Source organism: Micromonospora sp. NPDC005206, assembly GCF_040608175.1.
Lineage (GTDB): Bacteria > Actinomycetota > Actinomycetes > Mycobacteriales > Micromonosporaceae > Micromonospora.
In genome coordinates, this window is the sequence record NZ_JBEXHU010000018.1 from 1 (window position 1) to 20859 (window position 20859).

At 72.5% G+C, this 20859-nt stretch carries 22 protein-coding genes and 2 pseudogenes; 6 read left to right on the top strand and 18 right to left on the bottom strand.

The window, feature by feature from the left end; all coding sequences use genetic code 11:
* Positions 1 to 315: 315 nt before the first annotated feature.
* Entirely contained in the window at positions 316 to 1578 is a 1263-nt protein-coding gene (locus ABZU69_RS25770) for an alkaline phosphatase (protein WP_354966910.1), read from the bottom strand.
* Between the two features lie 222 nt (positions 1579 to 1800).
* Here ABZU69_RS25770 and ABZU69_RS25775 point away from each other — a divergent pair.
* Positions 1801 to 1902: pseudogene (locus ABZU69_RS25775) on the top strand (SMP-30/gluconolactonase/LRE family protein); the annotation flags it as partial.
* 266 nt (positions 1903 to 2168) lie between these two features.
* Here the strand turns inward: ABZU69_RS25775 and ABZU69_RS25780 are convergent.
* Together ABZU69_RS25780 and ABZU69_RS25785 are read right to left on the bottom strand one after the other, a co-directional pair.
* Positions 2169 to 2852, bottom strand: a complete 684-nt coding sequence (locus tag ABZU69_RS25780) for a BTAD domain-containing putative transcriptional regulator (protein ID WP_354967061.1) — start codon at positions 2850 to 2852, stop codon at positions 2169 to 2171.
* A 207-nt stretch (positions 2853 to 3059) separates the two neighbouring features.
* Positions 3060 to 3743, bottom strand: a pseudogene (locus ABZU69_RS25785) (transposase family protein); the annotation flags it as partial.
* 169 nt (positions 3744 to 3912) lie between these two features.
* On the opposite strand from ABZU69_RS25785, the gene ABZU69_RS25790 reads away from it, so the two are divergent.
* Complete coding sequence (locus ABZU69_RS25790; RefSeq protein WP_354966911.1) at positions 3913 to 4935, top strand: tyrosine recombinase XerC; 1023 nt, start codon at positions 3913 to 3915, stop codon at positions 4933 to 4935.
* 52 nt (positions 4936 to 4987) lie between these two features.
* Positions 4988 to 6169, top strand: a complete 1182-nt coding sequence (locus ABZU69_RS25795; RefSeq protein WP_354966912.1) for an aminotransferase class V-fold PLP-dependent enzyme — start codon at positions 4988 to 4990, stop codon at positions 6167 to 6169.
* On the opposite strand, the gene ABZU69_RS25800 is transcribed toward ABZU69_RS25795, so the two are convergent.
* Positions 6090 to 6770 (bottom strand): M23 family metallopeptidase, encoded by a 681-nt coding sequence (locus ABZU69_RS25800; RefSeq protein ID WP_354966913.1) that lies wholly within the window; start codon positions 6768 to 6770, stop codon positions 6090 to 6092. The genes ABZU69_RS25795 and ABZU69_RS25800 overlap by 80 nt on opposite strands.
* Before the next feature lie 143 nt (positions 6771 to 6913).
* On the opposite strand from ABZU69_RS25800, the gene ABZU69_RS25805 reads away from it, so the two are divergent.
* Together ABZU69_RS25805 and ABZU69_RS25810 are read left to right on the top strand one after the other, a co-directional pair.
* Positions 6914 to 7546, top strand: a complete 633-nt coding sequence (locus ABZU69_RS25805; RefSeq protein ID WP_354966914.1) for a class I SAM-dependent methyltransferase — start codon at positions 6914 to 6916, stop codon at positions 7544 to 7546.
* Between the two features lie 117 nt (positions 7547 to 7663).
* On the top strand, positions 7664 to 8842 hold the full coding sequence (locus ABZU69_RS25810) for a sulfite oxidase (RefSeq protein ID WP_354966915.1): 1179 nt from the start codon (positions 7664 to 7666) through the stop codon (positions 8840 to 8842).
* 63 nt (positions 8843 to 8905) lie between these two features.
* On the opposite strand, the gene ABZU69_RS25815 is transcribed toward ABZU69_RS25810, so the two are convergent.
* The 12 genes from ABZU69_RS25815 to proS form a co-directional block, all read right to left on the bottom strand.
* The gene (locus tag ABZU69_RS25815; RefSeq protein ID WP_007075222.1) at positions 8906 to 9229 is read right to left on the bottom strand and encodes a DUF2469 domain-containing protein; all 324 of its coding nucleotides are present in this window, start codon (positions 9227 to 9229) and stop codon (positions 8906 to 8908) included.
* Complete coding sequence (locus tag ABZU69_RS25820; protein ID WP_354966916.1) at positions 9226 to 10038, bottom strand: ribonuclease HII; 813 nt, start codon at positions 10036 to 10038, stop codon at positions 9226 to 9228. The genes ABZU69_RS25815 and ABZU69_RS25820 overlap by 4 nt, the downstream gene beginning before the upstream one ends.
* Positions 10032 to 10520, bottom strand: coding sequence for an NUDIX domain-containing protein (locus ABZU69_RS25825; RefSeq protein WP_354966917.1), 489 nt, complete (start codon positions 10518 to 10520; stop codon positions 10032 to 10034). The genes ABZU69_RS25820 and ABZU69_RS25825 overlap by 7 nt, the downstream gene beginning before the upstream one ends.
* A gap of 49 nt (positions 10521 to 10569) precedes the next feature.
* On the bottom strand, positions 10570 to 11205 hold the full coding sequence (lepB, locus tag ABZU69_RS25830; RefSeq protein ID WP_354966918.1) for a signal peptidase I: 636 nt from the start codon (positions 11203 to 11205) through the stop codon (positions 10570 to 10572).
* Positions 11206 to 11215: 10 nt separating this feature from the next.
* Positions 11216 to 12085, bottom strand: coding sequence for a signal peptidase I (gene lepB, locus ABZU69_RS25835; RefSeq protein WP_354966919.1), 870 nt, complete (start codon positions 12083 to 12085; stop codon positions 11216 to 11218).
* 181 nt (positions 12086 to 12266) lie between these two features.
* Positions 12267 to 12623 (bottom strand): 50S ribosomal protein L19, encoded by a 357-nt coding sequence (gene rplS, locus ABZU69_RS25840; RefSeq protein ID WP_354966920.1) that lies wholly within the window; start codon positions 12621 to 12623, stop codon positions 12267 to 12269.
* Between the two features lie 143 nt (positions 12624 to 12766).
* Complete coding sequence (gene trmD, locus ABZU69_RS25845) at positions 12767 to 13540, bottom strand: tRNA (guanosine(37)-N1)-methyltransferase TrmD (RefSeq protein WP_074319223.1); 774 nt, start codon at positions 13538 to 13540, stop codon at positions 12767 to 12769.
* 10 nt (positions 13541 to 13550) lie between these two features.
* Complete coding sequence (gene rimM, locus ABZU69_RS25850) at positions 13551 to 14165, bottom strand: ribosome maturation factor RimM (RefSeq protein ID WP_354966921.1); 615 nt, start codon at positions 14163 to 14165, stop codon at positions 13551 to 13553.
* A complete protein-coding gene (locus ABZU69_RS25855; protein WP_172862164.1) occupies positions 14165 to 14425 on the bottom strand; it encodes an RNA-binding protein in 261 nt (86 codons plus the stop codon). The genes rimM and ABZU69_RS25855 overlap by 1 nt, the downstream gene beginning before the upstream one ends.
* Complete coding sequence (gene rpsP, locus ABZU69_RS25860; RefSeq protein ID WP_354966922.1) at positions 14400 to 14915, bottom strand: 30S ribosomal protein S16; 516 nt, start codon at positions 14913 to 14915, stop codon at positions 14400 to 14402. The genes ABZU69_RS25855 and rpsP overlap by 26 nt, the downstream gene beginning before the upstream one ends.
* Positions 14916 to 15156: 241 nt before the next feature.
* Positions 15157 to 15804, bottom strand: a complete 648-nt coding sequence (locus ABZU69_RS25865) for a DUF402 domain-containing protein (protein ID WP_354966923.1) — start codon at positions 15802 to 15804, stop codon at positions 15157 to 15159.
* Positions 15805 to 15879: 75 nt separating this feature from the next.
* The gene (proS, locus tag ABZU69_RS25870) at positions 15880 to 17286 is read right to left on the bottom strand and encodes a proline--tRNA ligase (protein WP_354966924.1); all 1407 of its coding nucleotides are present in this window, start codon (positions 17284 to 17286) and stop codon (positions 15880 to 15882) included.
* 152 nt (positions 17287 to 17438) lie between these two features.
* Here proS and ABZU69_RS25875 point away from each other — a divergent pair, with 152 nt between their 5' ends.
* A complete protein-coding gene (locus tag ABZU69_RS25875; protein WP_354966925.1) occupies positions 17439 to 18041 on the top strand; it encodes a TetR family transcriptional regulator in 603 nt (200 codons plus the stop codon).
* Positions 18042 to 18064: 23 nt separating this feature from the next.
* Here ABZU69_RS25875 and ABZU69_RS25880 read toward each other — a convergent pair whose 3' ends face one another.
* Entirely contained in the window at positions 18065 to 19144 is a 1080-nt protein-coding gene (locus ABZU69_RS25880; protein ID WP_354966926.1) for an amidohydrolase family protein, read from the bottom strand.
* 38 nt (positions 19145 to 19182) lie between these two features.
* Complete coding sequence (ffh, locus tag ABZU69_RS25885) at positions 19183 to 20742, bottom strand: signal recognition particle protein (RefSeq protein WP_354966927.1); 1560 nt, start codon at positions 20740 to 20742, stop codon at positions 19183 to 19185.
* Between the last annotated feature and the right edge of the window lie 117 nt (positions 20743 to 20859).

Genomic DNA, 20859 nt, shown 5'->3' on the forward strand with positions numbered 1-20859 from the left:
CTTGCGCGCCTTGGCGTCGGCGTAACGCTTGGGGTCGTCGCCGAACTCGGCCAGCACCCGAGCACCGAGGACCACACCGAGGCCGGGCAGGCTGGACCCGACAGAACCCATGAGATCCGGATACTCCCGCCGCCAGGGGAGAACTGGCCTTCCCTATGAGGACTGGGTGGTGCGATCGGATGGTGTCGAAACCCGCCGCCGAGCCGGCGCCCGTAGCTGGGTGCGGGTGGTCAGCCGGGCGCGAAACGGTTTGGTGGCGCTGGCCGGAGCGCCCTCCCGTCCCTGATGCGAGACGGGAGGGCGCGGCCAGCCGGGTCAGCGGGTGAGGATCTGGGCGAGCACGTCGTGCACGTGGGTGTTCGGGTGCTTGCCGCTGAACTGCTCGGCCAGCGGACCGACCGCGGTTACCGGCACGTCGGCGCCGGTGTGCCCGCTGGTGGTCCAGTCCAGGTTGAAGCTCAGGCTGCTGCCCTTGATCGGGAAGGGGCCGTCCTCGGCCGAGATGCCGTCGCCCGATTCGTCGGAGGTGGCGGTGTCCTCGACGGTCAGGCCGCCGCACTCGTGGTCACCGGTCACCACGACCAGGGTGTCCGGGTGGCTGGCCGCGTAGTTGCGGGCCACCGCGACGGCCTTCTCCAGCTCGCCGAGGGCCTGGAGCATTCGGGTGCCATTGTTCGCGTGGGCGAACTCGTCGATGCCCTCCTCCTCGACGAAGAGGAAGAAACCCTGCTTGTTCTTCGACAGGGTGGACAGGGCCTTGTCGGTCATCGTGGCCAGGCTGGCCGGCGGGTTGTAGACGTCGCCCTCGCCCTCGGGGCGCTGCTGGAACAGCTCCTCGTTGGCGAAGAGGCCGAGCAGTTTGCCGCCCTTGGCGGCCTGCAGCTGATCGGCGGTGGATACGTACTGGTAGCCCTTGGCCTTCGCCTCGGTGATCAGGTCGCCCTTGGTGCCCGTGCTGGCCTCGGACGGGTCCTCGGCCGGCTTGTCCGGATAGGCCCCGGCGGCGCCGGCCGGCAGCCACCAGTCCTCGCCGCCGCCCAGGATGACGTCCGGCTTGGTGACCTCGAGGTACTGCCGGGCGATCTCGTCCTGGGCGGAGCGGTTGGCGGTGTTGGCGAAGAAGGCGGCCGGGCTGGCGTCGGTGACCTGGGCTGTGGTGACCAGGCCGGTCGCCTTGCCGGCGGCTTTTGCCTGGGCGCCGAGGGTGGGCAGCGGGTTGCCGTCCACGTCGACGCTGATCGCGCCGTTGTAGGTCTTCTCGCCGGTGGCCCAGGCGGTCGCGGCGGCGGCGGAGTCGGTGATCGGCGACGCTGGGTCGTGCGGGCTGGTGGTGAGCTGGCCGGAATAGGGCAGCTTGTCCATGGTGAGCTGGCCGTCGAGACCGGCCAGGTAGAGGCGGGCGGCCTCGCGCTGGGCAGCGGCCATACCGTCACCGTTGATGAAGATGACGTTGCGAGCCTTGCCCTTGGCCGGGCCGGCGTCGGCCGCGGTGATCGGGTTGACCAGGCTCAGGCCGGTGGCGGCGACCGCCCCCGCGACCACGGGGGCCAGCAGCCAGCGGCTGGAACGGAAAGTCACGGGTTGTCCTCCTGACGGACGGGCGTTTGGCGGTCACCACGCAACCGCAGCCGCCGGTCAGGCGCCTGACCTGCGGGTTAACGCGGGACGGCGGTTCTCCGACTTCTGTCGCCCCGGGCAACGGCATGGCCTCCGGCCCCGGGCGTGGCCGCCGTCGTGCGTCTACGTGGTCGACGGGGCCTGCGCCGGTTCACCGTCACCGACGGCGGCGCGCTGCGCGCCGGCGAGGTCTTCGGCACCTGCGACGCCGGCTCCTTCGACGGCGTACGCGTCGACGATGCGGGCCGGGTCTGCGTCGCCACGCACGACGGGCTGCACTGCTTCCACCTCGTCGGGCAGTCGCCAGAGCGTCCAGCCTCCCCGGACGGGGCCAAGGGTGGAGCGCACTACCGGACGACCTTGGCCCCGTCCGGGAAGGCTGGTAGCCATAGCCCTTGTGGTGCCCGGCGAGGGGATCCGCGGCTGATGTCTGAGGAGGGGTCGGGGTTCGGGGCGGTCCCCGAGGTCTTCCCAAGGTTTTGTGCCCGTCAGCGTGGCGGGCCGGCCCGGCCGGTGCCGGCCGAAAGCCGCTGGCAGGCCCAGGCGAGCTGCTAGTGCTTTTGCCCGCTCGAGGCTGCGCGCGGCTGCCGGACTTCTTCTTCGTGCTCCAGGCCGGCGTCGGTCAGCCGGCGGTTGAAGGTGGTGAGCAGGTCTTCGGCAGCGGCGTGGTCGCCGAGCGCCTCGAGGGCGTGTATGGCGCGCCGGTGCAGGTCTTCGTTGTACGGGTCGACGCGGATCGCGTCTTGCAGCAGGGACAGGGCGCGCCGCGGGTCGGGCTGGGTGGCGGCCAGGGCGGTGTAGGCGTCGATGACGCGCCGGCGTAGGGCTTCTCGTGGCGGGTTGAGCCACGGCCAGTCGTGGCCGGCGGCGAGGTTGCCGGTGTAGGCGTTGATGACGGCCTGCCGGGCGGCGGGGCGTGCGGTCACTGCGGTGGCGGCATGTTCTACCGCAGCGTGGAACCGCCACAGGTCCACCTCGATGTGGTCGCGGCGCAGGCGGTAGCGGTCACCGGTGTGCTCGATGAGCGGAATCTCGCTGACGGCGGCGACGGCTTTTCTGAGGTCACTGAGGGTGGTGTAGAGGCGGCTGGTGACGGTGTGTGCGGGAAGGCCGGGCCAGATCGCGGTTGTCAGGTCCCGGCTGTTGGCGCCGTCGGGATGCACGGCGAGGAAGACCAGGGCTTGGCGGGCGGCGGTGCGCCGGATTGTCACCGGCCGGCCGTGGCACTGCAGCATCGCGTCGCCGAGGATTTGCAGGTGCAGGCGCTGACCAGTGGTGCGGCGGGGCGTGGGTGGCGCATCGCCTCGAGCGGTCTGTCGCGGGACGCGCGCCTGGGTCGGCGGTCGGTCGGCTGCCGGAGGCAGTGGCTCGTGGTGTCCTGGCTGAGGCCGGGCCTGGCTGATCACTGCGAGCAGGTCGGCGGCAGCCGCCGCGTTGAGGACGATGCCGGAAGCAGCGTCGGTCAATGTGTGGGCGGCGCGACGGTAGTCGCGGAGGATCTTGAAGCACTTCATCCTGGCCAGGGCGTGTTCCACCTGTGCTCGGACGGTGCGGTGCTGTCTGCTCAGGTCGTCCTTCCACTCGGGTAGCTCGCTGCCGTCGGCTGGCTTGCGGTACGGGATGATCACCTCTGGGTTGCCGCGGTAGGCGCCGTCGGCCATCACCGGCCGTCCGGCCAGCTTCTGGTCGATGCCGCTGGTGCGGTAGACGATGGTGTCGTTGCGGTTGCCGGGTTGTGGGTCGCCGAGGGCCACCACGAGGCGGGTGTGGGCGTCGATGGCGACCTGCAGGTTCGTTGAGTAGCGGTAGTTCTTGCTCGGGGCGGCCAGGCGGTGGTCCCGGGTCGGGATGAGGGTGCCGTCGACGATCGCGATCTGGTCGACCCGGCGCCGACGAACCGGGGCCAGTGCGAGGAGCGGGCCGAGGGTGTCGATGACCCGGTGAGCGGCGGAGTGCGACACCCCGAACAACGGGCCGATCTGGTGCATCGTCAGGTTCGTCCGCCAGTACGCGGCGACCAGCAGCACCCGGTCAGAGAGGTCGAGAGACCACTGCCGGCCCGGCCGGCCGTCAGCGATCGCGTCACCGCCACGCTCGGCGACCAGGCGGACCAGCCGGCGGAACTGGGCGGCTACCGCCAAGCCGAGACCGACGTCACCGGCACCGACGACACCGGCACTGTCGTGGCCGGCGGCACGCGACGCGCGGCCGTAGGCTGATTGTCGTGCCGACTGTCAGCGGGGGTGCGCCGGCCCATCGACCGGCCCGCACCACGGCGCCGCCCACCTGGCGGCGATGAGCGGGCCTGCCCGGGGCACCCGGGCCACCCACCAGGAGCTGCCGCCAGCGCTGCGCGACGCGGTGGACGATTTCGCCGACTACCTGTCCCGGGTCCGCAACCGGTCGACGCACACCGTCCGCGCGTACGTCACCGACCTGGTCTCGCTGCTCGACCACGCCGTTCGGATGGGCTGTGTCGAGCTGGCCGAGCTGGACCTGTCGGTGCTGCGCAGCTGGCTGGCCCGGCAACGGACGACCGGTGCCGCCCGCACGTCCCTGGCCCGGCGGGCCGCGTCGGCGCGGGCGTTCAGCGCCTGGGCACACCGTGCCGGGTTGCTCCCCGCCGACGTGGGCGCCGCGCTCGCCAGCCCTCGCGCGCACCGGGAACTTCCCACCGTCCTGCGCGCCGACCAGGCCGCCGCCCTGGTCGAGGCACCAACCCGGCTGACCCCCGCCTCCACACCGACCGGGCCGACAACGGCTGAGCCGCCGGACGAGGCGAAGCCCGGCCCGGCGGAAGGGACGGCGGTCGAGGCGGTACGGCTGCGCGACCGGGTGCTGCTGGAACTGCTCTACGCCACCGGCGTGCGGATCAGCGAGGCCTGCGGGTTGGACGTCGGGGACGTCGACCACGGCCGCCGGGTGATCCGGGTGTTCGGCAAGGGCGGTCGGGAGCGCTCGGTGCCGTACGGGGTGCCCGCGCAGCGAGCACTCGACGACTGGCTGCGGCGGGGCCGCCCGGCGCTGGTTGGCGCCCGCTCGGGCGACGCGCTGCTGCTCGGTGCCCGGGGCGGCCGACTCAACCCGACCACCGCACGCCAGATCGTCGGCGGGTACGCCGAGGCCACCGGCCTCCCCCGGACCAGCCCGCACGGGCTGCGCCACTCCGCCGCCACCCACCTCCTCGAGGGCGGCGCCGACCTGCGCGCGGTGCAGGAACTGCTGGGCCACTCGTCGCTGGCCAGCACACAGATCTACACGCACGTCTCGGTGGATCGGCTGCGCGCCGCCTACCGCCAGGCCCACCCGCGCGCCTGACCCCGACGAGCGAACCGCTCGGCGGTGATCGACCGGCGGTTACGATCATCAGGTGAGCGTCCCGCAGCCCCCCGAGCCGATCCCGGGCGCCCGCCTGCTCTTCTCCCTCGACCCGGCGGTCAGCCACCTCAACCACGGTTCGTTCGGCGCGGTGCCGATCGGCGTGCAGCGAGCCCAACAGCGGCTGCGCGACGAGATGGAGGCCAACCCGCTGCGCTTCTTCACCCAGGGGCTCGTCGACCGGATCGGGCACACCCGCCGGCACCTCGCCAGTTTCCTGGGCGCCGACCCGGAGGGCAGCGCCCTGGTCGGCAACACCACCACCGGCGTCGCCGTGGTGCTCCAGTCGCTGGGGCTGCAGCCCGGTGACGAGGTGCTCAGCACCGACCACGGGTACGGGGCGGTGAGCCTGGCCATCCAGCGGGAGTGCCGCCGGACCGGAGCGGTTGGCCGGGTGCTGCCGATCCCGCTGGCGGCCACCGACGAGCAGATCGTGCAGACCGTCCGCGCCGGCCTACGCCCGGGGCGGACCCGGCTCCTCGTCGTCGATCAGCTCACCTCGGCCACCGCCCGGCTCTTCCCGACCGCCGCCATCGTCGGGGTGGCCCGCGAACACGGCGTTCCGGTCCTGGTGGACGCCGCGCACGCGCCGGGCATGCTGCCGACCCCGGTCACCAGCATCGGCGCCGACTTCTGGGTGGGCAACCTGCACAAGTGGGGGTACGCCCCACGCGGCACCGCCCTGCTCGCGGTGAGCGCGCCGTGGCGGGACCGGATCGAGCCGCTGGTGGTCTCGTGGGAGCAGGACACCGGTTTCCCGGCCCGGATCGAATGGCAGGCCACCCTGGACTACACCTCGTGGCTGGCCGCCCCGGCGGGCCTCTTCACGCTGCGCAGCCTGGGCGTCGACCGGGTCCGGGAGCACAACGCCGCGCTCGCCGCGTACGGCCAGCGGGTGGTGGGGGACGCGCTGGGGGTGCCTCCCGCCCACCTGCCCGACCCCGGCGGGCCCGCGGTGGCTCTGCGGATCATCCCGCTGCCGGCCGGCACGGCCACCACCATCGACGCGGCGCGGGCCCTGCAGACGCGCATCGGCGAGCGGCTCGCCGCCGAGGTGGCGGTGATGAGCTGGAACGGCCGGGGGTGGCTGCGGCTCACCGGTCAGGTCTACAACGCCGCCGGCGAGTACGAACGGCTGGCCGTGCGGCTGCCGGCGCTGCTCGCCCAGCGCTGACCCCGCCGACCGGGAGCAGGCGTACCGGGCCGAGGCCGAGCAGGGCCAGCGGGTCGAGGTATTCCGCGCCCCGGCGCAGGCCCCAGTGCAGGCAGGCGACGGCGGGGCAGCCCGGATGCCCGGGCAGCAGTTCACCCAGCGGCGCACCGGCGGCGAGCGGCTGGCCGGGGCGTACCGACGGTCGCACCGGCTCGTGGGTGGTGCGCGGCCCGCCGGCGTGCCCCACGGTGACCACCGGTCGACCGGCCACCAGGCCCGCGAAGAGCACCGTGCCCCGCCCGGCGCTGCGGATCACCGCGCCGGCCGGGGCGGCCAGGTCCACTCCCCGGTGCCCGGCCAGCCACGGCTGGGGCGGCGGGTCGAATCGGCGCACCGGGCGGGGCTGCCCGTCGACCGGCCAGCGGAACCGCCCCGGGCCGGTGTCCGTCGGGTCGGGCGCCACGACCGCGACCGGCACGACCAGCGTCGGCGGGCGGCCGGGCAGTGCCGCGACCAGCAGCGCCAGGCAGCTGAGCTGGGCGGTCAGCGCGAGCGGGAACGCGGCGCAGAGCAGCACGGTGCGGCGGATCGGGACGGTGCGCGGGGCGGGTGGCGGTCGCATGACGGCAGCCTGCGACCGGGCGGGGCCGCCTGCCACCCCCGAGCAGCCGGGCTGTGGACAAATAGGGCTGCTGTGGACGACCACTCAAGGCCCTCGATGATCTGCTATGTCGCGGGCCGGCGGACGCTGCCTATGCTGGGCCGATGGCTCGGGACTGGCTTGCCTGGCATGACGACTACGACCAGCCGGGTTCGGCGCTGGCCGCCCGGCTGGTTGAGGTGCGGGAGCAGGTTCGGGCGGCACTGGACGGGGCGCCGGCTGGGCCGCTCCGGGTGATCAGCGCGTGCGCCGGTCAGGGCCGGGACCTGATCCCGGTGCTCGCCACCCACCCGCGCCGCCACGACGTGACCGCCCGCCTGGTCGAGCTGGACCCGCGCAACGCCGCCGTGGCCGAGGACGCCGCCCGGACGGCTGGTCTCAGCGGCGTACAGGTGGTGGTCGGCGACGCGGCGGTGACCGACGCGTACGCCGATCTGGTCCCGGCCGACCTCGTGCTGCTTTGCGGGGTGTTCGGCAACGTGTCGGACGCCGACGTTCGGGCCACCGTGGGGCACTCTGCCGCGCTCTGCGCGAGGGGCGGCACGGTGATCTGGACCCGGCATCGGCGCGAGCCGGATCTGGTGCCCGCCGTCTGTGACTGGTTCGCGCAGGAGGGATTCGCACCGGTCGCGGTAGGTCGCCCGGCGGACCGGGTCGGCGTCGGCGTGCACCGCCACCTCAACCGTCCCCGGCCTCTGCCGCCCGGGTTGACGATGTTCCGCTTCCTCCCCCGATGACCCTGCCACCCCGCACCGGAGGCGTCGCGCGCACCGGGCCGCGCTCGGGCCGTCGCAGAGGGCCTAGGCTGGTCCGAGTGCGAGCGCAGTGCCGCCGTCCGAGCCGGGGAGGCCCCTATGACCACTGTCGATGACCGGACGTCGGGGTCTCAGCAGGACGTCCCGACTCCGCACCTCGGGGCGGCCGACGCGCCGACGGTCGCCGAGGTGAGCGGCCCGTCCCGGCTCGCTGAGCCGGGCGAGGCGATCAGCGCCGAGGAGTTGCAGCTCGCCGCCCGCAACCACGGCATCCCGCTGGAGGCGCTGCGCTACGACGTCACCCCGGCGGGGTTGCACTACCTGCTCATCCACTACGACATCCCGGAGCTGGACCCGGCCACGCACGCGCTGACCGTCGGCGGTGCGGTGGACCGGCCGCTGACCGTCAGCCTGGCGGAGCTTCGTGAACGGCCCCGGGTCACCCACCGGGTCACCCTGGAGTGCGCCGGCAACGGCCGGGTCCTGCTGGACCCCCGGCCGGTCAGCCAGCCCTGGCTGGTCGAGGCGGTCGGCAACGCCGAATGGACCGGCACCCCGCTGGCGCCGCTGCTGCGCGAGGCGGGTCTCGACCCGGCCGCGGTCGACGTGGTCTTCACCGGCGCCGATCACGGCGTCGAGCGCGGGGTCGAGCAGGACTACCAGCGCGGGCTGCCCGTCGCCGACGCGCTGCGCGAGGAGGTGCTGCTGGCGTACGAGATGAACGGTGCTCCCCTGCTGCCGCAGCACGGTGCGCCGCTGCGGCTGATCGTGCCGGGCTGGTACGGCATGGCGCACGTGAAGTGGCTCCACTCGATCGACGTCCGGACGGAACCGTTCGAGGGCTACCAGAACGCGGTCGCCTACCGGCTGCGCCGCGACGCCGACGACCCGGGCGTTCCGGTCACCCGGATCGAGCCACGCGCGCTGGTCCGCCCGCCCGGCTTCCCCGACTTCATGTCCCGCCGCCGCGTGCTCCGGCCGGGGCCGTGCACTCTGGACGGTCGGGCCTGGTCGGGGCACGCGCCGGTGGTCTCCGTGGAGGTGACCACTGACGGCGGGACGACCTGGGTGCCGGCGGAGCTGGACGCCGCGGAGGGCGGCGACTTCGCCTGGCGACGGTGGCGGCACGAGTGGACGGCGACGCCGGGCCGGTACGTGCTCGGCGCGCGGGCGACGGACGCCTCCGGGCGGACCCAGCCGGTTGAGCAGCCGTGGAACCGGGGCGGCTTCGCCAACAACCTGGTGCAGCGGGTTGAGGTCGTGGTGCCGGCCGAATGACCGGCGGCGTGGGCTACGCCACGGGTGGGGGGCCCGTGGTGGCGCCGGACGGTACGGGAGCGGTCAGCCGCCGAAGCCGGAGTCGGCGGGGAGCGAGATGTCCGGCTTCTCCAGCTCCTCGACGTTGACGTCCTTGAAAGTCATCACTCGGACGTTCTTCACGAAGCGGGCAGGACGGTACATGTCCCACACCCAGGCGTCGTGCATCTCAACCTCGAAGTAGACCTCGCCGTCGGAGTTGCGCACGTGCAGGTCGACCTGGTTGGCCAGGTAGAACCGGCGTTCCGTCTCCACCACGTAGGAGAACTGGCGGACAATGTCGCGGTACTCCCGGTAGAGCTGCAGCTCCATCTCGGTCTCGTACTTCTCGAGATCTTCCGCGCTCATCGCACTCCGCCTTCCATGACCACATCTTCCCCCACCGGCGCCGGAGGCCGAAGCTGCTCGCCCAACGCCACGCCGACGGTACTCCCTGACGCCCAGGAGCGCTCCATCGGCTCATCCGGGCCCGGTTGGACGGGCCGACGGGCGCGCGGCGGCCGGCCGTCGCGACCGGAGACCGCGGCGACGTTGACGTACGAGAACCGGTGCTCCCGGCACGGCCCGTGCTCCCGCAGCGCCGCGGAGTGCTCCGGGGTGATGTAGCCCTTGTGCTCGGCGAAGCCGTACGCCGGGAACACCCCGTCCAACTCCACCATGATCCGATCCCGGGTGACCTTGGCGAGCACGCTGGCCGCCGCCACGCAGGCCGCCACGCGGTCGCCCTTCCACACCGCCAGCCCCGGCACCCCCAGGCCGTCCACGCCGAAGCCGTCGGTCAGCACGTACTCCGGCCGGGTGGTGAGCGAGGCGAGCGCCCGGCGCATCGCGGACAGGTTGCACACGTGCAGCCCCCTGGCGTCGACCTCCTCGGCCGGGATGACCACCACGGCGTACGCCAGCGCGCGGTCCACGACCTCCGCGTACACCCGCTCCCGGCTCGCCGGGGTGAGCAGCTTGGAGTCGGCCAGCCCGTCGATCTCGCCCCGTCGCCCCTCGGGCAGCACCGCCGCGGCGGCGACCAGCGGACCGGCGCACGCGCCCCGACCGGCCTCGTCGGCACCAGCGACCTGCCGGAAGCCGCGCCGCTGCAACGCCCGCTCCAGCGCGTACAGCCCGGCCTCCCGGCGCACGACGGTGCGCGGCGGGGTCAGCACGAGCCCTCGTCCCGGCCGACGCCGACCGTCGGTCGCAGGAGCGTGGTCAGCAGGGCGGGCAGCTCGACCGGGTAGTACCGCTCATCGCTGGCCGCCAGCTCGTCCGGCGACCACCAGCGGTGACCGGCGATGCTGCGCTGCTCGACGTCGTCGAAGCCCGCGGTGTCCACCTGCCACGACGACACCTGGACCAGGAAGAACACCTGCTGCTGGCGATACCACACACCGTCGAACGGGAACTCGGTCATCTCGGACCAGACCGGCTCGCCCAGCTCGGCGGGGTCGAGTCGCAACCCGGTCTCCTCGGCCAACTCCCGGGCCGCGCCCGCCGCCGGTGACTCCGTCGGATCCAGCCCACCGCCCGGGGTGAACCAGTAGCGGTGCCCGGGGCGGGCCGGGTCGAAGCCGTCGAAGAGCAGAACCCGGCCGGCCGCGTCGACGAGCAGCACGCGGGCGGCGCGTCGAGGGGTGTAGACGGTCACGCCCCCAGCCTGCCAGACCGGCGGCGGATCGCCCACGCCCCCGTCGGGCCTACGGCTTCGGAATGCCGTCGTACTGATCCGGCACGGTCAGCCAGGTGGCCCGGTTGACCGGCCAGAACACGGTGAACGCCCGCCCGACCACCTCGCCCTCCGGGATCGTGGCCTCGGTGATGTTCTGCCCGGACTGCTGCCAGTGCTCCAGCGAGTCGCCCGAGGCCGACCGGTGGTCGCCCATCACCCACAGCCGCCCCTTCGGCACGGTGATGTCGAATTCCTGGTCCGCCGGCTTGTCGCGGACCCCGTCCATCGAGAAGATGTACGGCTCGTCGAGCGACTTGCCGTTGATCACCAGCCGCTCCTGCGGGTCGCAGCAGACCACGTGGTCACCACCGACGCCGATCACCCGCTTGATGAAGTCCTCACCGTCGGGGTTGCCGCTCCACTCGATCGGCGCCTTGAACACGATCACCTCGCCGCGGTGCGGTGACCGGAAGTCGTAGACCAGCTTGTTGACCAGCACCCGGTCATCGATCTTGAGGGTGTTTTCCATGGACGGGGAGGGGATGAAAAAGGTCTGCAGCACGAAGGCGCGGACCAGCACCGCTACCAGGATCGCCACACCCAGCAGGATCGGCAGCTCCTTCCAGAAGGAACTACGGGGCTTGTCGGTCTGCTCGTCAATCACGCCAAGGAGCCTACGTTGCCGGGCCAGACGTCACCGTCCGGAACGCGCGGGAACGCCGCAGCGCGGCTACCAGGGGAAGAAGCAGCAGCACACCGCCCTGCGGGGTCGGACGGACCGGGGGCGCGCCCGAGGACGCCGCAGCCGGCCCGGACACGTCGTCGAACGTCGACGGCACCGACAGCGGATTCCACCGGGAGGACGGCCAGACCACCATGAAGGCACGGCCGACCACGTTGTCGATCGGCACCGGGCCCTGGCAACGCGCGTCCTGGGACACCAGCCGGTGGTCGCCCATCACGAAGATCTGGCCGGGCGGCACGACGACCTCGTCGAAACGCCGGGAGCGGCACTCCCCCGGGTTGGGTGGCAGGTCCAGCGGGGAGTCGCGCACCACGTACGGCTCGTCGAGTGGAGTGCCGTTGACGGTGACCCGGCCCTGGCTGTCGCAGCACTTGACCCGGTCGCCGGGGAGACCGATCACCCGCTTGATGAAGTCCTTCTCGCCGGGGCGGCTCACCCCCACCAGGTCACCGACGGTCCGGGTGAGCTTGCCGGCGAAGCCCGGCGCCGGCTGCTCGTCGACCTGCGGTGCCCAGCGGTCGGTGCCCCGGAAGACCACCACCTCGCCGCGTACCGGGTCGCGGACGTCGTAGACGACCTTGTTGACCAGCACGCGGTCGCCGATCAGGAGCGTGTCCTCCATCGAACCGGACGGGATGAAGAACGCCTGGAGCAGGAAGGTGCGGATCAGCACCGCGAGGCAGAACGCGACGACCAGCAGCAGCGGGAGCTCCTGCCAGAGCGGCATCTGCCGGCGGGTGCGGCGGGCCCGCCGGCGCCACGGATCGACGGTGCCGTCCTCGTCAAGCGTCTGCACCACGCCACTCCCCGGTCCGCAGAAACACCACCGCCCGGGAGCCTCGTCGAGGCCCCACGGGCGGTTGTGGACGGCTGCCCGCCACATGGGCGGGGCCGCCGCCTCGCTGCGCCCGTACGACCAGGGTAGTGCGGTCCGGTCGGTACGGCATACGCGCAGCTCAGGCGGCGTGGCGAGCGGGAAGTCAGCTGGGCTGCTTCTCCCGCTTCTCCTTGATCTTGGCCTTCTTGCCGCGCAGCTCGCGCAGGTAGTACAGCTTGGCGCGGCGCACGGCACCGCGGGTCACGATCTCGATCCGGTCGATGCCCGGGCCGTTGATCGGATAGGTCCGCTCGACGCCGACACCGAAGCTGACCTTGCGGACCGAGAAGGTCTCGCGCAGACCGTCACCCTGGCGGCGGATCACGACGCCCTGGAAGATCTGGACACGGGACCGGGCGCCCTCAACGACGCGGGCGTGCACCTTGACGGTGTCACCGGCACGGAAGTCGGGAAGATCGGTCCGCTTCGACTGGGCGTCAAGGGCGTCCAGGATGTTCATCGCTGCGTCCTCGTGAGGCTCACGGCGCACCGTCACTCGGTGCGCGGGTGGGTGGTTCTGATCCCCGGGTGGTGGTCGGCGTGCCGACCCCGGTCGAGGATCCTCGCAGCCGCCCGCGGGCGCGGACGGATGCGGCAACCCCTCTACTTTGCCACATCCCCCGGCGGCGGCTGAAATCCGGCCCGGTCCAGCGCCGCGATGTCCCGTTTGTCGAGCTGATCGGCGGGCAGCGCGGCGAGCAGGTCCGGGCGCCGGGCGGCGGTGCGCAGCAGACCCTCCTCGCGCCGCCAGCGGGCGATCTTGCCGTGATCGCCGGAGCGGAGCACCTCCGGCACGTCGTGCCCGCGCCAGCTCGGCGGCTTGGTGTAGATCGGCGCTTCGAGCAGCCCGTGCGCGTGCGACTCCTCGTCCAGCGAGCCGGCGTTGCCCAGCACACCGGGCAGCAGCCGGGTGACCGCCTCCAGGACGACCAGCACCGCCACCTCGCCGCCGAAGAGCACGTAGTCGCCGAGCGACACCTCGGTGACCGGCATCCGGGTCGCGGCGTGCGCCAGTACCCGCTGGTCGATCCCCTCGTACCGACCGCAGGCGAAGAGCAGGTGCGGCTCGGCGGCCAGCTCGTGCGCCATGGCCTGGGTGAACGGGACACCGGCCGGCGAGGGCACCAGCAGCCGGGGCGGCGGGGCTTCGGCCGGCGCGAGCGCGTCCAGCGCGCCGCCCCACGGCTCCGGGCGCATCACCATGCCCGGACCGCCGCCGTAGGGGGTGTCGTCGACCGTGCGGTGCACGTCGTGGGTCCAGGTCCGCAGGTCGTGCACGGCCAACTGGAGTACGCCATTGGCCCGGGCCCGGCCGATCAGCGACAGGTCGAGAGGGGCGAAGTACTCCGGGAAGATCGACACGATGTCGACGCGCATGCGGGTGGTCCTAAAGGTCGAGCAGTCCGGCGGGTGGGTCGACGATCACGCGTCCACCGGCCAGGTCGACCTCCGGAACGATCGCCCGGACGAACGGGATCAACGCGACACGCCCCTCGGGGCGTCGCAGCACCAGCAGGTCGGAGGAGGGGGCGTGGTCGATCCGGGCCACCTCGCCCAGCCGCTCGCCGCCCGGCGTGACCACGGCCAGCCCGACGAGCTGGTGGTCGTGGAACTCCTCCGGGTCCTCCGGGGGCTCCACGTCGGCGCTGTCCACCACGAGCAGGGTCCCGCGCAGCGCCTCGGCGCCGTCGCGATCCAGTATCCCGGCGAACGCGACCAGCATCCGGCCCTGATGGAAGCGGGATTCCTCGATGGTCAGCTCGGCCGGGACCCGGAACAGCACCCCGGGCCCGTCCGTGGCCGGGGGCGGCGGAACCGCCCCAGGCTCGGTGCGCAGCACGCCGCTGCTGCGCGGGGACACAGTCTGGGGCGTCGCCCCAGGCTCGGTGCGCAGCACCGTGCCTGGGGCGAACCGTGCTTCGGGCTCGTCGGTCCGCACCTCCACGGTGACCTCACCGCGGACACCGTGCGGCTTGCCGATCCTGCCGACGACGAGCTGCATCAGTACGAGTCGACGATGTCGACGCGTACCCCGCGCCCGCCGATGGAGCCGATCACCTGGCGCAGCGCCTTGGCGGTCCGGCCGGACCGCCCGATCACAGTGCCGAGGTCCTCGGGGTGCACGCGGACTTCCAGCCGCTTGCCCCGACGGGAATCGACCATCCGCACCCGGACATCGTCCGGGTGGTCGACGATGCCCTTGACCAGGTGCTCCAACGCCGGACGCAGAGGCATATCAGGCCTGCTCACCGGCGTCGGCAGCGGCAGCCGGGGCCTCGGCCGGAGCCTCGGTCTTCGGCGCCTCAGCCGGAGCCTCGGCCTTCGGAGCCTCAGCCGGAGCCTCGGCCTTCGGAGCCTCAGCGGCCTTGGCGGCCTTCTTGGCCGGCTTGGCCGGGGTCTCCGGGGCGAGCCCGGCGGCGGCCTTCGCCTCAGCCTCGTACGCCGCCTTGCGGTCGGCCCGCTCGGGGGCGACCTTCAGCGGCGGCGGGGCCGGCAGGCCCTTGTACTTCTGCCAGTCACCGGTCAGCTCCAGCAGCCGCTGCACCGCCTCGCTCGGCTGAGCGCCGACGGACAGCCAGTACTGGACCCGCTCCGACTTGACCTCGATGATCGAAGGGTCTTCCTTCGGCTGGTACACCCCGACGAACTCGATCGCCCGGCCGTCACGCTTGGTGCGCGAGTCGGCGATGACAATGCGGTACTGCGGGTTGCGGATCTTACCCATCCGCAGGAGCCGGATCTTTACGGCCACAGTTGTTTCGCTCCTGTTGCGATCTCACCAGCCCGGTACGGGCGGTGTGTATGGGTGAGCGCCGACGGCACAGTGGGGTTGGGCCGGAGACTACTCGGTGGACTGGCGACGCGCCTGGGTTAGAGGGCGCCGGACGCGCGCCGGATACCAGCGACCCATTCTGCCAGATCCGCCGCCGATCTCTCGCACCGGACCCGGACACCGCGCCCGGCTCGCCCGGACCGGTGACCCGGAACACCCCTCAGCGCACCCGCGGACGGTCCCAGCCCGGCGGAAGTTCGTCCGGTACGTCCCAGTCGGCGGGAGGCGCGAAGTCGCACCAGGTGCCGTCGAACGGGAACTCTCCGGCCTCGGCGAGCGCGATCACCCGCTCCCCCTCGGCCCGAACCGCCTTCTCGTCGGCCACCCAGTAGTCGTCCGGGAAGGCGAGGCGCTCGACGAACTCCTCCTCGTCCTTCCACTGCCAGCTGCGGTCCGGGTGCACCACCACGTCGAGGTCCTGGTCCACCACGTCGACGCCGGCCACCGGGCCGTCGTCCCAGCGCACGCCGGGCTCCTCCAGGTTGACGTACCAGTGGGCGAACCGGCCCTGCGCGTCCCGGAACCACCAGACGGAGTGCGCCGCACCGGTGGGCAGGAACTTCAGCAGCGGCGGCCCGTTCCAGCGCCCGTGCTCCAGCCGGTACGCCGACGAGATCCACTGGGCGAACGGCATCGCCCGCATCCCCAGCCCCGCCTCGCTCACCTCGTGGGCGACCGGCGAGTCCCGGGCGATCCAGACCAGCAGGCCCCGCTCGTCGTCGCTGACCACCCGGCCCGGCCGGACCCATCCGATCCGGCCGCGTCGCACGCTGCGGTGCATGATCAGCCGACCCGACTCGAAGCGCACCGCACCACCTCCGGGGCTGTTAACAGGGGGCCCTTCCTCTACCGCAGGCGTTAAGAAGGTGCCCTTCCTTCCGCCTCAGTAGGCGCGGGCGAGGATGGCGATCAGGTCGGGTTCGTCCTCGGAGTCCGGCACCGAGCCGTCGGCGCGAAGCAGGCAGCGCACCGTGACGCCCTGGCCGTTCGCCTCGGCCTCGCCGGCCACGCCGACCGCCGACCACGGCACCCGGGCCCAGCCGTTCGCGGCGGCCTCGATCGCCTCGGCGAGGGTGGCCACCTCCACCGTGAGCGACTCGCGGTTGGCCAGCGCCTGGTCGTGCAGCACCTGCTGGTCGGTCTCCAGCGCGGCCAGCACCACGCCGACCACGTCGGCCACCGGCGTCGGGGACTTCGACCCGTCGGTACGGCGCACCACCACGGCGTTGCCGGCGGCCAGGTCGCGGGGGCCGACCTCGACGCGTACCGGATAGCCGCGCAGCTCGGCGTCGACGGCCCGGCGGCCGAACGCGGTGTCCGTGCGGTCGTCGAGCGCGACCCGGACACCGGCGTCACGCAGGCCGTCGCGCAGCTTGGCCGCCGCCTCGGCGACGCCCTCGCCGTCCTTGACGATCATGACGTACGCCTGGATCGGGGCCAGCCTCGGCGGCACCCGCAGGCCGTTGTCGTCGCCGTGCGCCATGATCAGCCCGCCGAGCATCCGGGTCGAGGTGCCCCAGGAGGTCGTCCAGGCGTGCTCCCGGCCACCCTCGGCCGACGAGTAGCTGATGTCGAACGCCTTGGCGAAGTTCTGGCCCAGCTCGTGGCTGGTGCCCAGCTGAAGCGCCTTGCCGTCGCCCATCATGCCTTCACAGGTGTACGTGGCGGTCGCACCGGCGAACCGCTCGCGGGCCGTCTTCAGACCCACCACCACGGGGATGCCGATCACGTTGACCATCAGGTCCTCGTACGCCTCGTGCAGGATCCGCCGGGCGTAGGCCCGGGCGTCCTCGCGGGTGGCGTGCGCGGTGTGCCCCTCCTGCCAGAGGAACTCGCTGGTACGCAGGAAGATCCGCGGGCGCAGCTCCCACCGGACCACGTTGGCCCACTGGTTGAGCAGCAGCGGCAGGTCCCGGTACGAGTCGATCCACTTGGCCATGAACTCGCCGATGACCGTCTCGCTGGTGGGGCGCACCACCACCGGTTCGGCGAGCTGCTTGCCGCCACCGTGAGTGACCACCGCCAGCTCCGGCGAGAAGCCCTCGACGTGCTGGGCCTCGCGCTTGAGGTAGCTCTCCGGAATGAACAGCGGGAAGTACGCGTTCTCCGCGCCCGCCGCCTTGATCCGGGCGTCCATCTCGGCCTGCATCCGTTCCCAGATGGCATAGCCGGCCGGGCGGATGACCATGGTGCCGCGGACCGGGCCGTTGTCGGCCAGCTTCGCCTTGGCGATCAGGTCCTGGTACCAGCGGGGGAAGTCCTCCGCACGGGGAGTGAGCACGCGTGCCATGACCGCACATCCTATGCGCCACACGGGGGGACACCGCGTCCGGGAGTGGCCGTGCCGTGTCGCGCCCGCCCGTCGTGCGGTGTCACGCCCGGCTTGTCGTCGTCGTGGCAGCTCTGGGCGTGGCGACGGTGCCCCCGTAGAATTCGACCACCATGACTGCATCGACCGGCTCGCCGCGCCAGCAACTGCGGGACACGATCGTGGACGCCGCCCGTACGCGGACCATCGCCGGCGGCTGGGACGCGGTCCGGATGGGTGGGGTGGCCACCACGGCCGGGGTGAGCCGGCAGACCGTCTACAACGAGTTCGGCAGCAAGGCGGGGCTGGCCGAGGCGCTGGCCCGGCGCGAGGTGGACCGGTTCGTCGGCGACGTCCGTGCCGCACTTGTCGCGAACGGCGACGACGTGCGGGCCGGGGCATACGCGGCCATCGCGCGCACCCTCGCCACGGCAGCGGACAACCCGCTGGTCAAGGCCATCCTGACCAGTGCCCGGGGTGGCTCGGACGAGCTGCTGCCATATCTGACCACCCGGGCCGAGGTGGTGCTCACCGAGGCTTCCGGCGCGCTGATCGAGTGGGCCGGAGACCACCTGCCGGGAGCCGACCCGGCCGCGCTGGCCTTCGCCGCCGACAGCATCGTCCGCCTGGTGGTGAGCCACATCGTGCTTCCCCGCTCCCCGATCGACCAGACCGCCTCAGCCCTGACCGACCTGGCGATACGCCTCTTCGCGGCGACGGCCCGCCCAACCCACTAACCCCACGGGCCGCGCGCGGGGCGTCAGCGGATGACGCGGCCCCGGAGGATGGTGCGGGACGGGGCACGGACGACGCGCAGGTCGTGGCGTGGGTCCTCGGGGTAGACCGTCAGGTCGGCGAGGCCGCCCTCGACCAGGCCGGGAAAACCGAGCCACTCCCGGGCGCCCCAGGAGGCTGCGGCCAGCACGTCGATCGGCGCCATCCCGGCCCGCTCGTGCAGCAGCAGCATCTCCTCGGCGGCCAGCCCGTGGTCGATGCCGCCGCCCGCGTCGGTGCCCACGTAGATCGGCACGCCCGCCTCGTGTGCGGCCCGCACCACCTCCGGGAATCCGTCCCGCAGTGCCAGCATGTGCTCGGCATACCCGGGGAACTTGGCCCGCGCCTGCTCTGCGATGCCGTCGAAGGTGGCAATGTTGATCATCGTGGGGACCAGCGCGGTGCCCTGGCGGGCCATCTCGTCGATCAGGTCGAGGCTCAGCCCGGTGCCGTGCTCGACCGAGTCCACCCCGGCCCGCACCATGATCTCCACCGCCGACTCGGAGAAGGTGTGCACCGCTGCGCGTACCCCGGCGTCGTGCGCGGCCCGCACGGCGGCGGTGAGGGTGTCCGCGTCCCAGGCCGGCGCCAGGTCACCCACGCCGCGGTCGATCCAGTCGCCGACCAGCTTGACCCAGCCGTTGCCGGCCCGCGCCTGAGCCGCCACCGTGGCGGCCACCTCGGCCGCGCCGACCTCCACGCCGATGTCGCGCAGGTAGCGCTTCGGCGGCGCGACATGCCGGCCCGCCCGGGCCAGTCGCGGCAGGTCCAGTTCGTCGTCGAGTTCGGGGTACGGGTACGGCGAGCCGGCGTCGCGGATCGCCAGCACGCCAGCGTCCCGGTCGACGTGGGCCAGCTCGCGGGCCTGATCGAGGGAGGTGATCGGGGCACCGCCACGGGCGATGCCGATGTGGCAGTGCGCGTCGACCAGCCCAGGCAGGACGAAACCGCCGTCGACCACCGTCTCCGCGTCGGGCACCGGGGTGAAGGTCACCCGGTCGCCGACCAGCCAGAGATCCCGGACCTCGTCGTCGGGGAGCAGCACACCGCGCACATGAAGAGCCATGCGCACAGTCCTACCCGATCAGCCCGGCGTCTGCGGAATCAGCGGGGGCCCTTGTCGCCACCCTTGCCGAGCTTGTTGAAGTCGATCTTCGGGAGCTTGAAGCCGGGCGGCAGCCCCTGGCCCCCGGCGAGGTCGTTCGGGTCCATCCCCGGCGGGAGCTGCGGCATACCGCCCGGGAAGCCGCCCGGCATCCCGGCACCGGCGCCGGTACGCGGCCGACCGCCACCCTTGGTGCCCTTCCGCTTGTTCTTCGGCGACTTGGTCGCCTTGCGCCGGCCACCGCCGGGCAGGCCCATCATGCCGCCCATCTGCTTCATCATCTTCTGCGCGTCGGCGAAGCGGTTGAGCAGCTGGTTGACGTCCATCACGGTGACTCCGGAGCCGTTGGCGATGCGCGCCCGGCGGGAGCCGTTGATGATCTTCGGGTTGGTCCGCTCGCCCGGGGTCATCGACCGGATGATCGCGGTGACCCGGTCGAAGTGGGTGTCGTCCAGATCGGCCAGCTGGTCCTTCATCTGCCCCATGCCGGGCATCATGGCCAGCACGTTGGCGATCGGACCCATCCGCCGCACGGCGATGAGCTGGTCGAGGAAGTCCTCCAGGGTGAACTGCTCGCCGCCCATCAGCTTGGCGGTCATCTTCTCCTTCTGATCGGAGTCGAAGGCCTGCTCGGCCTGCTCGATCAGAGTGAGGACGTCGCCCATGCCGAGGATCCGGCTGGCCATCCGGTCGGGGTGGAAGACGTCGAAGTCCTCCAGCTTCTCGCCGGTGGAGGCGAACAGGATCGGCTGCCCGGTCACCTCGCGCACCGACAGCGCGGCGCCACCACGGGCGTCGCCGTCGAGCTTGGAGAGCACCACACCGGTGATGCCGACACCGTCACGGAACGCCTCGGCGGTGCGGACGGCGTCCTGACCGACCATCGCGTCGATGACGAAGATGACCTCGTCCGGCTGGACCGCGTCGCGGATGTCGGCGGCCTGCTGCATCATCTCGGCGTCGATGCCGAGCCGGCCGGCGGTGTCGACGATGACGATGTCCCGGGCCGCCCGCTTCGCGTGCTCGATCGACGCGCGGGCCACCTGGACCGGGTCGCCGACGCCGTTGCCGGGCTCCGGGGCGTACACCTCGACGCCGGCCCGGCCACCGAGCACCTGGAGCTGCCCGACGGCGTTGGGACGCTGGAGGTCCGCGGCGACCAGCAGCGGCTGGTGCCCCTGGCCCTTGAGCCAGCGGGCCAGCTTGCCGGCGAGGGTGGTCTTACCGGAGCCCTGGAGGCCGGCCAGCATGATCACGGTCGGGGACTGCTTGGCGAACTGGAGCCGCCGGCCCTCGCCGCCGAGCACGTTGATCAGCTCATCGTTGACGATCTTGATGATCTGCTGGGCCGGGTTCAGCGCCTGGGAGACCTCGGAGCTGCGGGCCCGCTCCTTGACGGCCGCGATGAAGCCCTTGACGACCGGCAGCGCGACGTCCGCCTCCAGCAGCGCGAGGCGGATCTCGCGCGCGGTGGCGTCGATGTCGGCGTCGGTGAGCCGCCCCTTGCCGCGGAGCTTGGTGAAGATCCCGGACAGGCGGTCACTCAAGGTGTCAAACACGCGAACATCCCGTTTGTCAGTGTTCCGGCGGGCACAACGTGGCCGGCAGTGCGGAGTCCGACCACCGCAAGGGTAGCGGGCCGGCTGCACGGCCGCTGTCGCCCGGCCCGGGCCGCG

Excerpts from the sequence above, each read along its gene's own strand:
- ABZU69_RS25790 (WP_354966911.1), top strand. The coding sequence starts at position 3,913 with ATGAGCGGGCCTGCCCGGGGCACCCGGGCCACCCACCAGGAGCTGCCG.
- rimM (WP_354966921.1), bottom strand. The coding sequence starts at position 14,165 with ATGCAGCTCGTCGTCGGCAGGATCGGCAAGCCGCACGGTGTCCGCGGT.
- ABZU69_RS25805 (WP_354966914.1), top strand. The coding sequence starts at position 6,914 with ATGGCTCGGGACTGGCTTGCCTGGCATGACGACTACGACCAGCCGGGT.
- ABZU69_RS25880 (WP_354966926.1), bottom strand. The coding sequence starts at position 19,144 with ATGGCTCTTCATGTGCGCGGTGTGCTGCTCCCCGACGACGAGGTCCGG.
- ABZU69_RS25815 (WP_007075222.1), bottom strand. The coding sequence starts at position 9,229 with ATGAGCGCGGAAGATCTCGAGAAGTACGAGACCGAGATGGAGCTGCAG.
- trmD (WP_074319223.1), bottom strand. The coding sequence starts at position 13,540 with ATGCGCGTCGACATCGTGTCGATCTTCCCGGAGTACTTCGCCCCTCTC.
- ABZU69_RS25875 (WP_354966925.1), top strand. The coding sequence starts at position 17,439 with ATGACTGCATCGACCGGCTCGCCGCGCCAGCAACTGCGGGACACGATC.
- rplS (WP_354966920.1), bottom strand. The coding sequence starts at position 12,623 with ATGAACATCCTGGACGCCCTTGACGCCCAGTCGAAGCGGACCGATCTT.
- ABZU69_RS25800 (WP_354966913.1), bottom strand. The coding sequence starts at position 6,770 with ATGCGACCGCCACCCGCCCCGCGCACCGTCCCGATCCGCCGCACCGTG.
- ABZU69_RS25780 (WP_354967061.1), bottom strand. The coding sequence starts at position 2,852 with ATGCTGCAGTGCCACGGCCGGCCGGTGACAATCCGGCGCACCGCCGCC.
- ABZU69_RS25810 (WP_354966915.1), top strand. The coding sequence starts at position 7,664 with ATGACCACTGTCGATGACCGGACGTCGGGGTCTCAGCAGGACGTCCCG.
- proS (WP_354966924.1), bottom strand. The coding sequence starts at position 17,286 with ATGGCACGCGTGCTCACTCCCCGTGCGGAGGACTTCCCCCGCTGGTAC.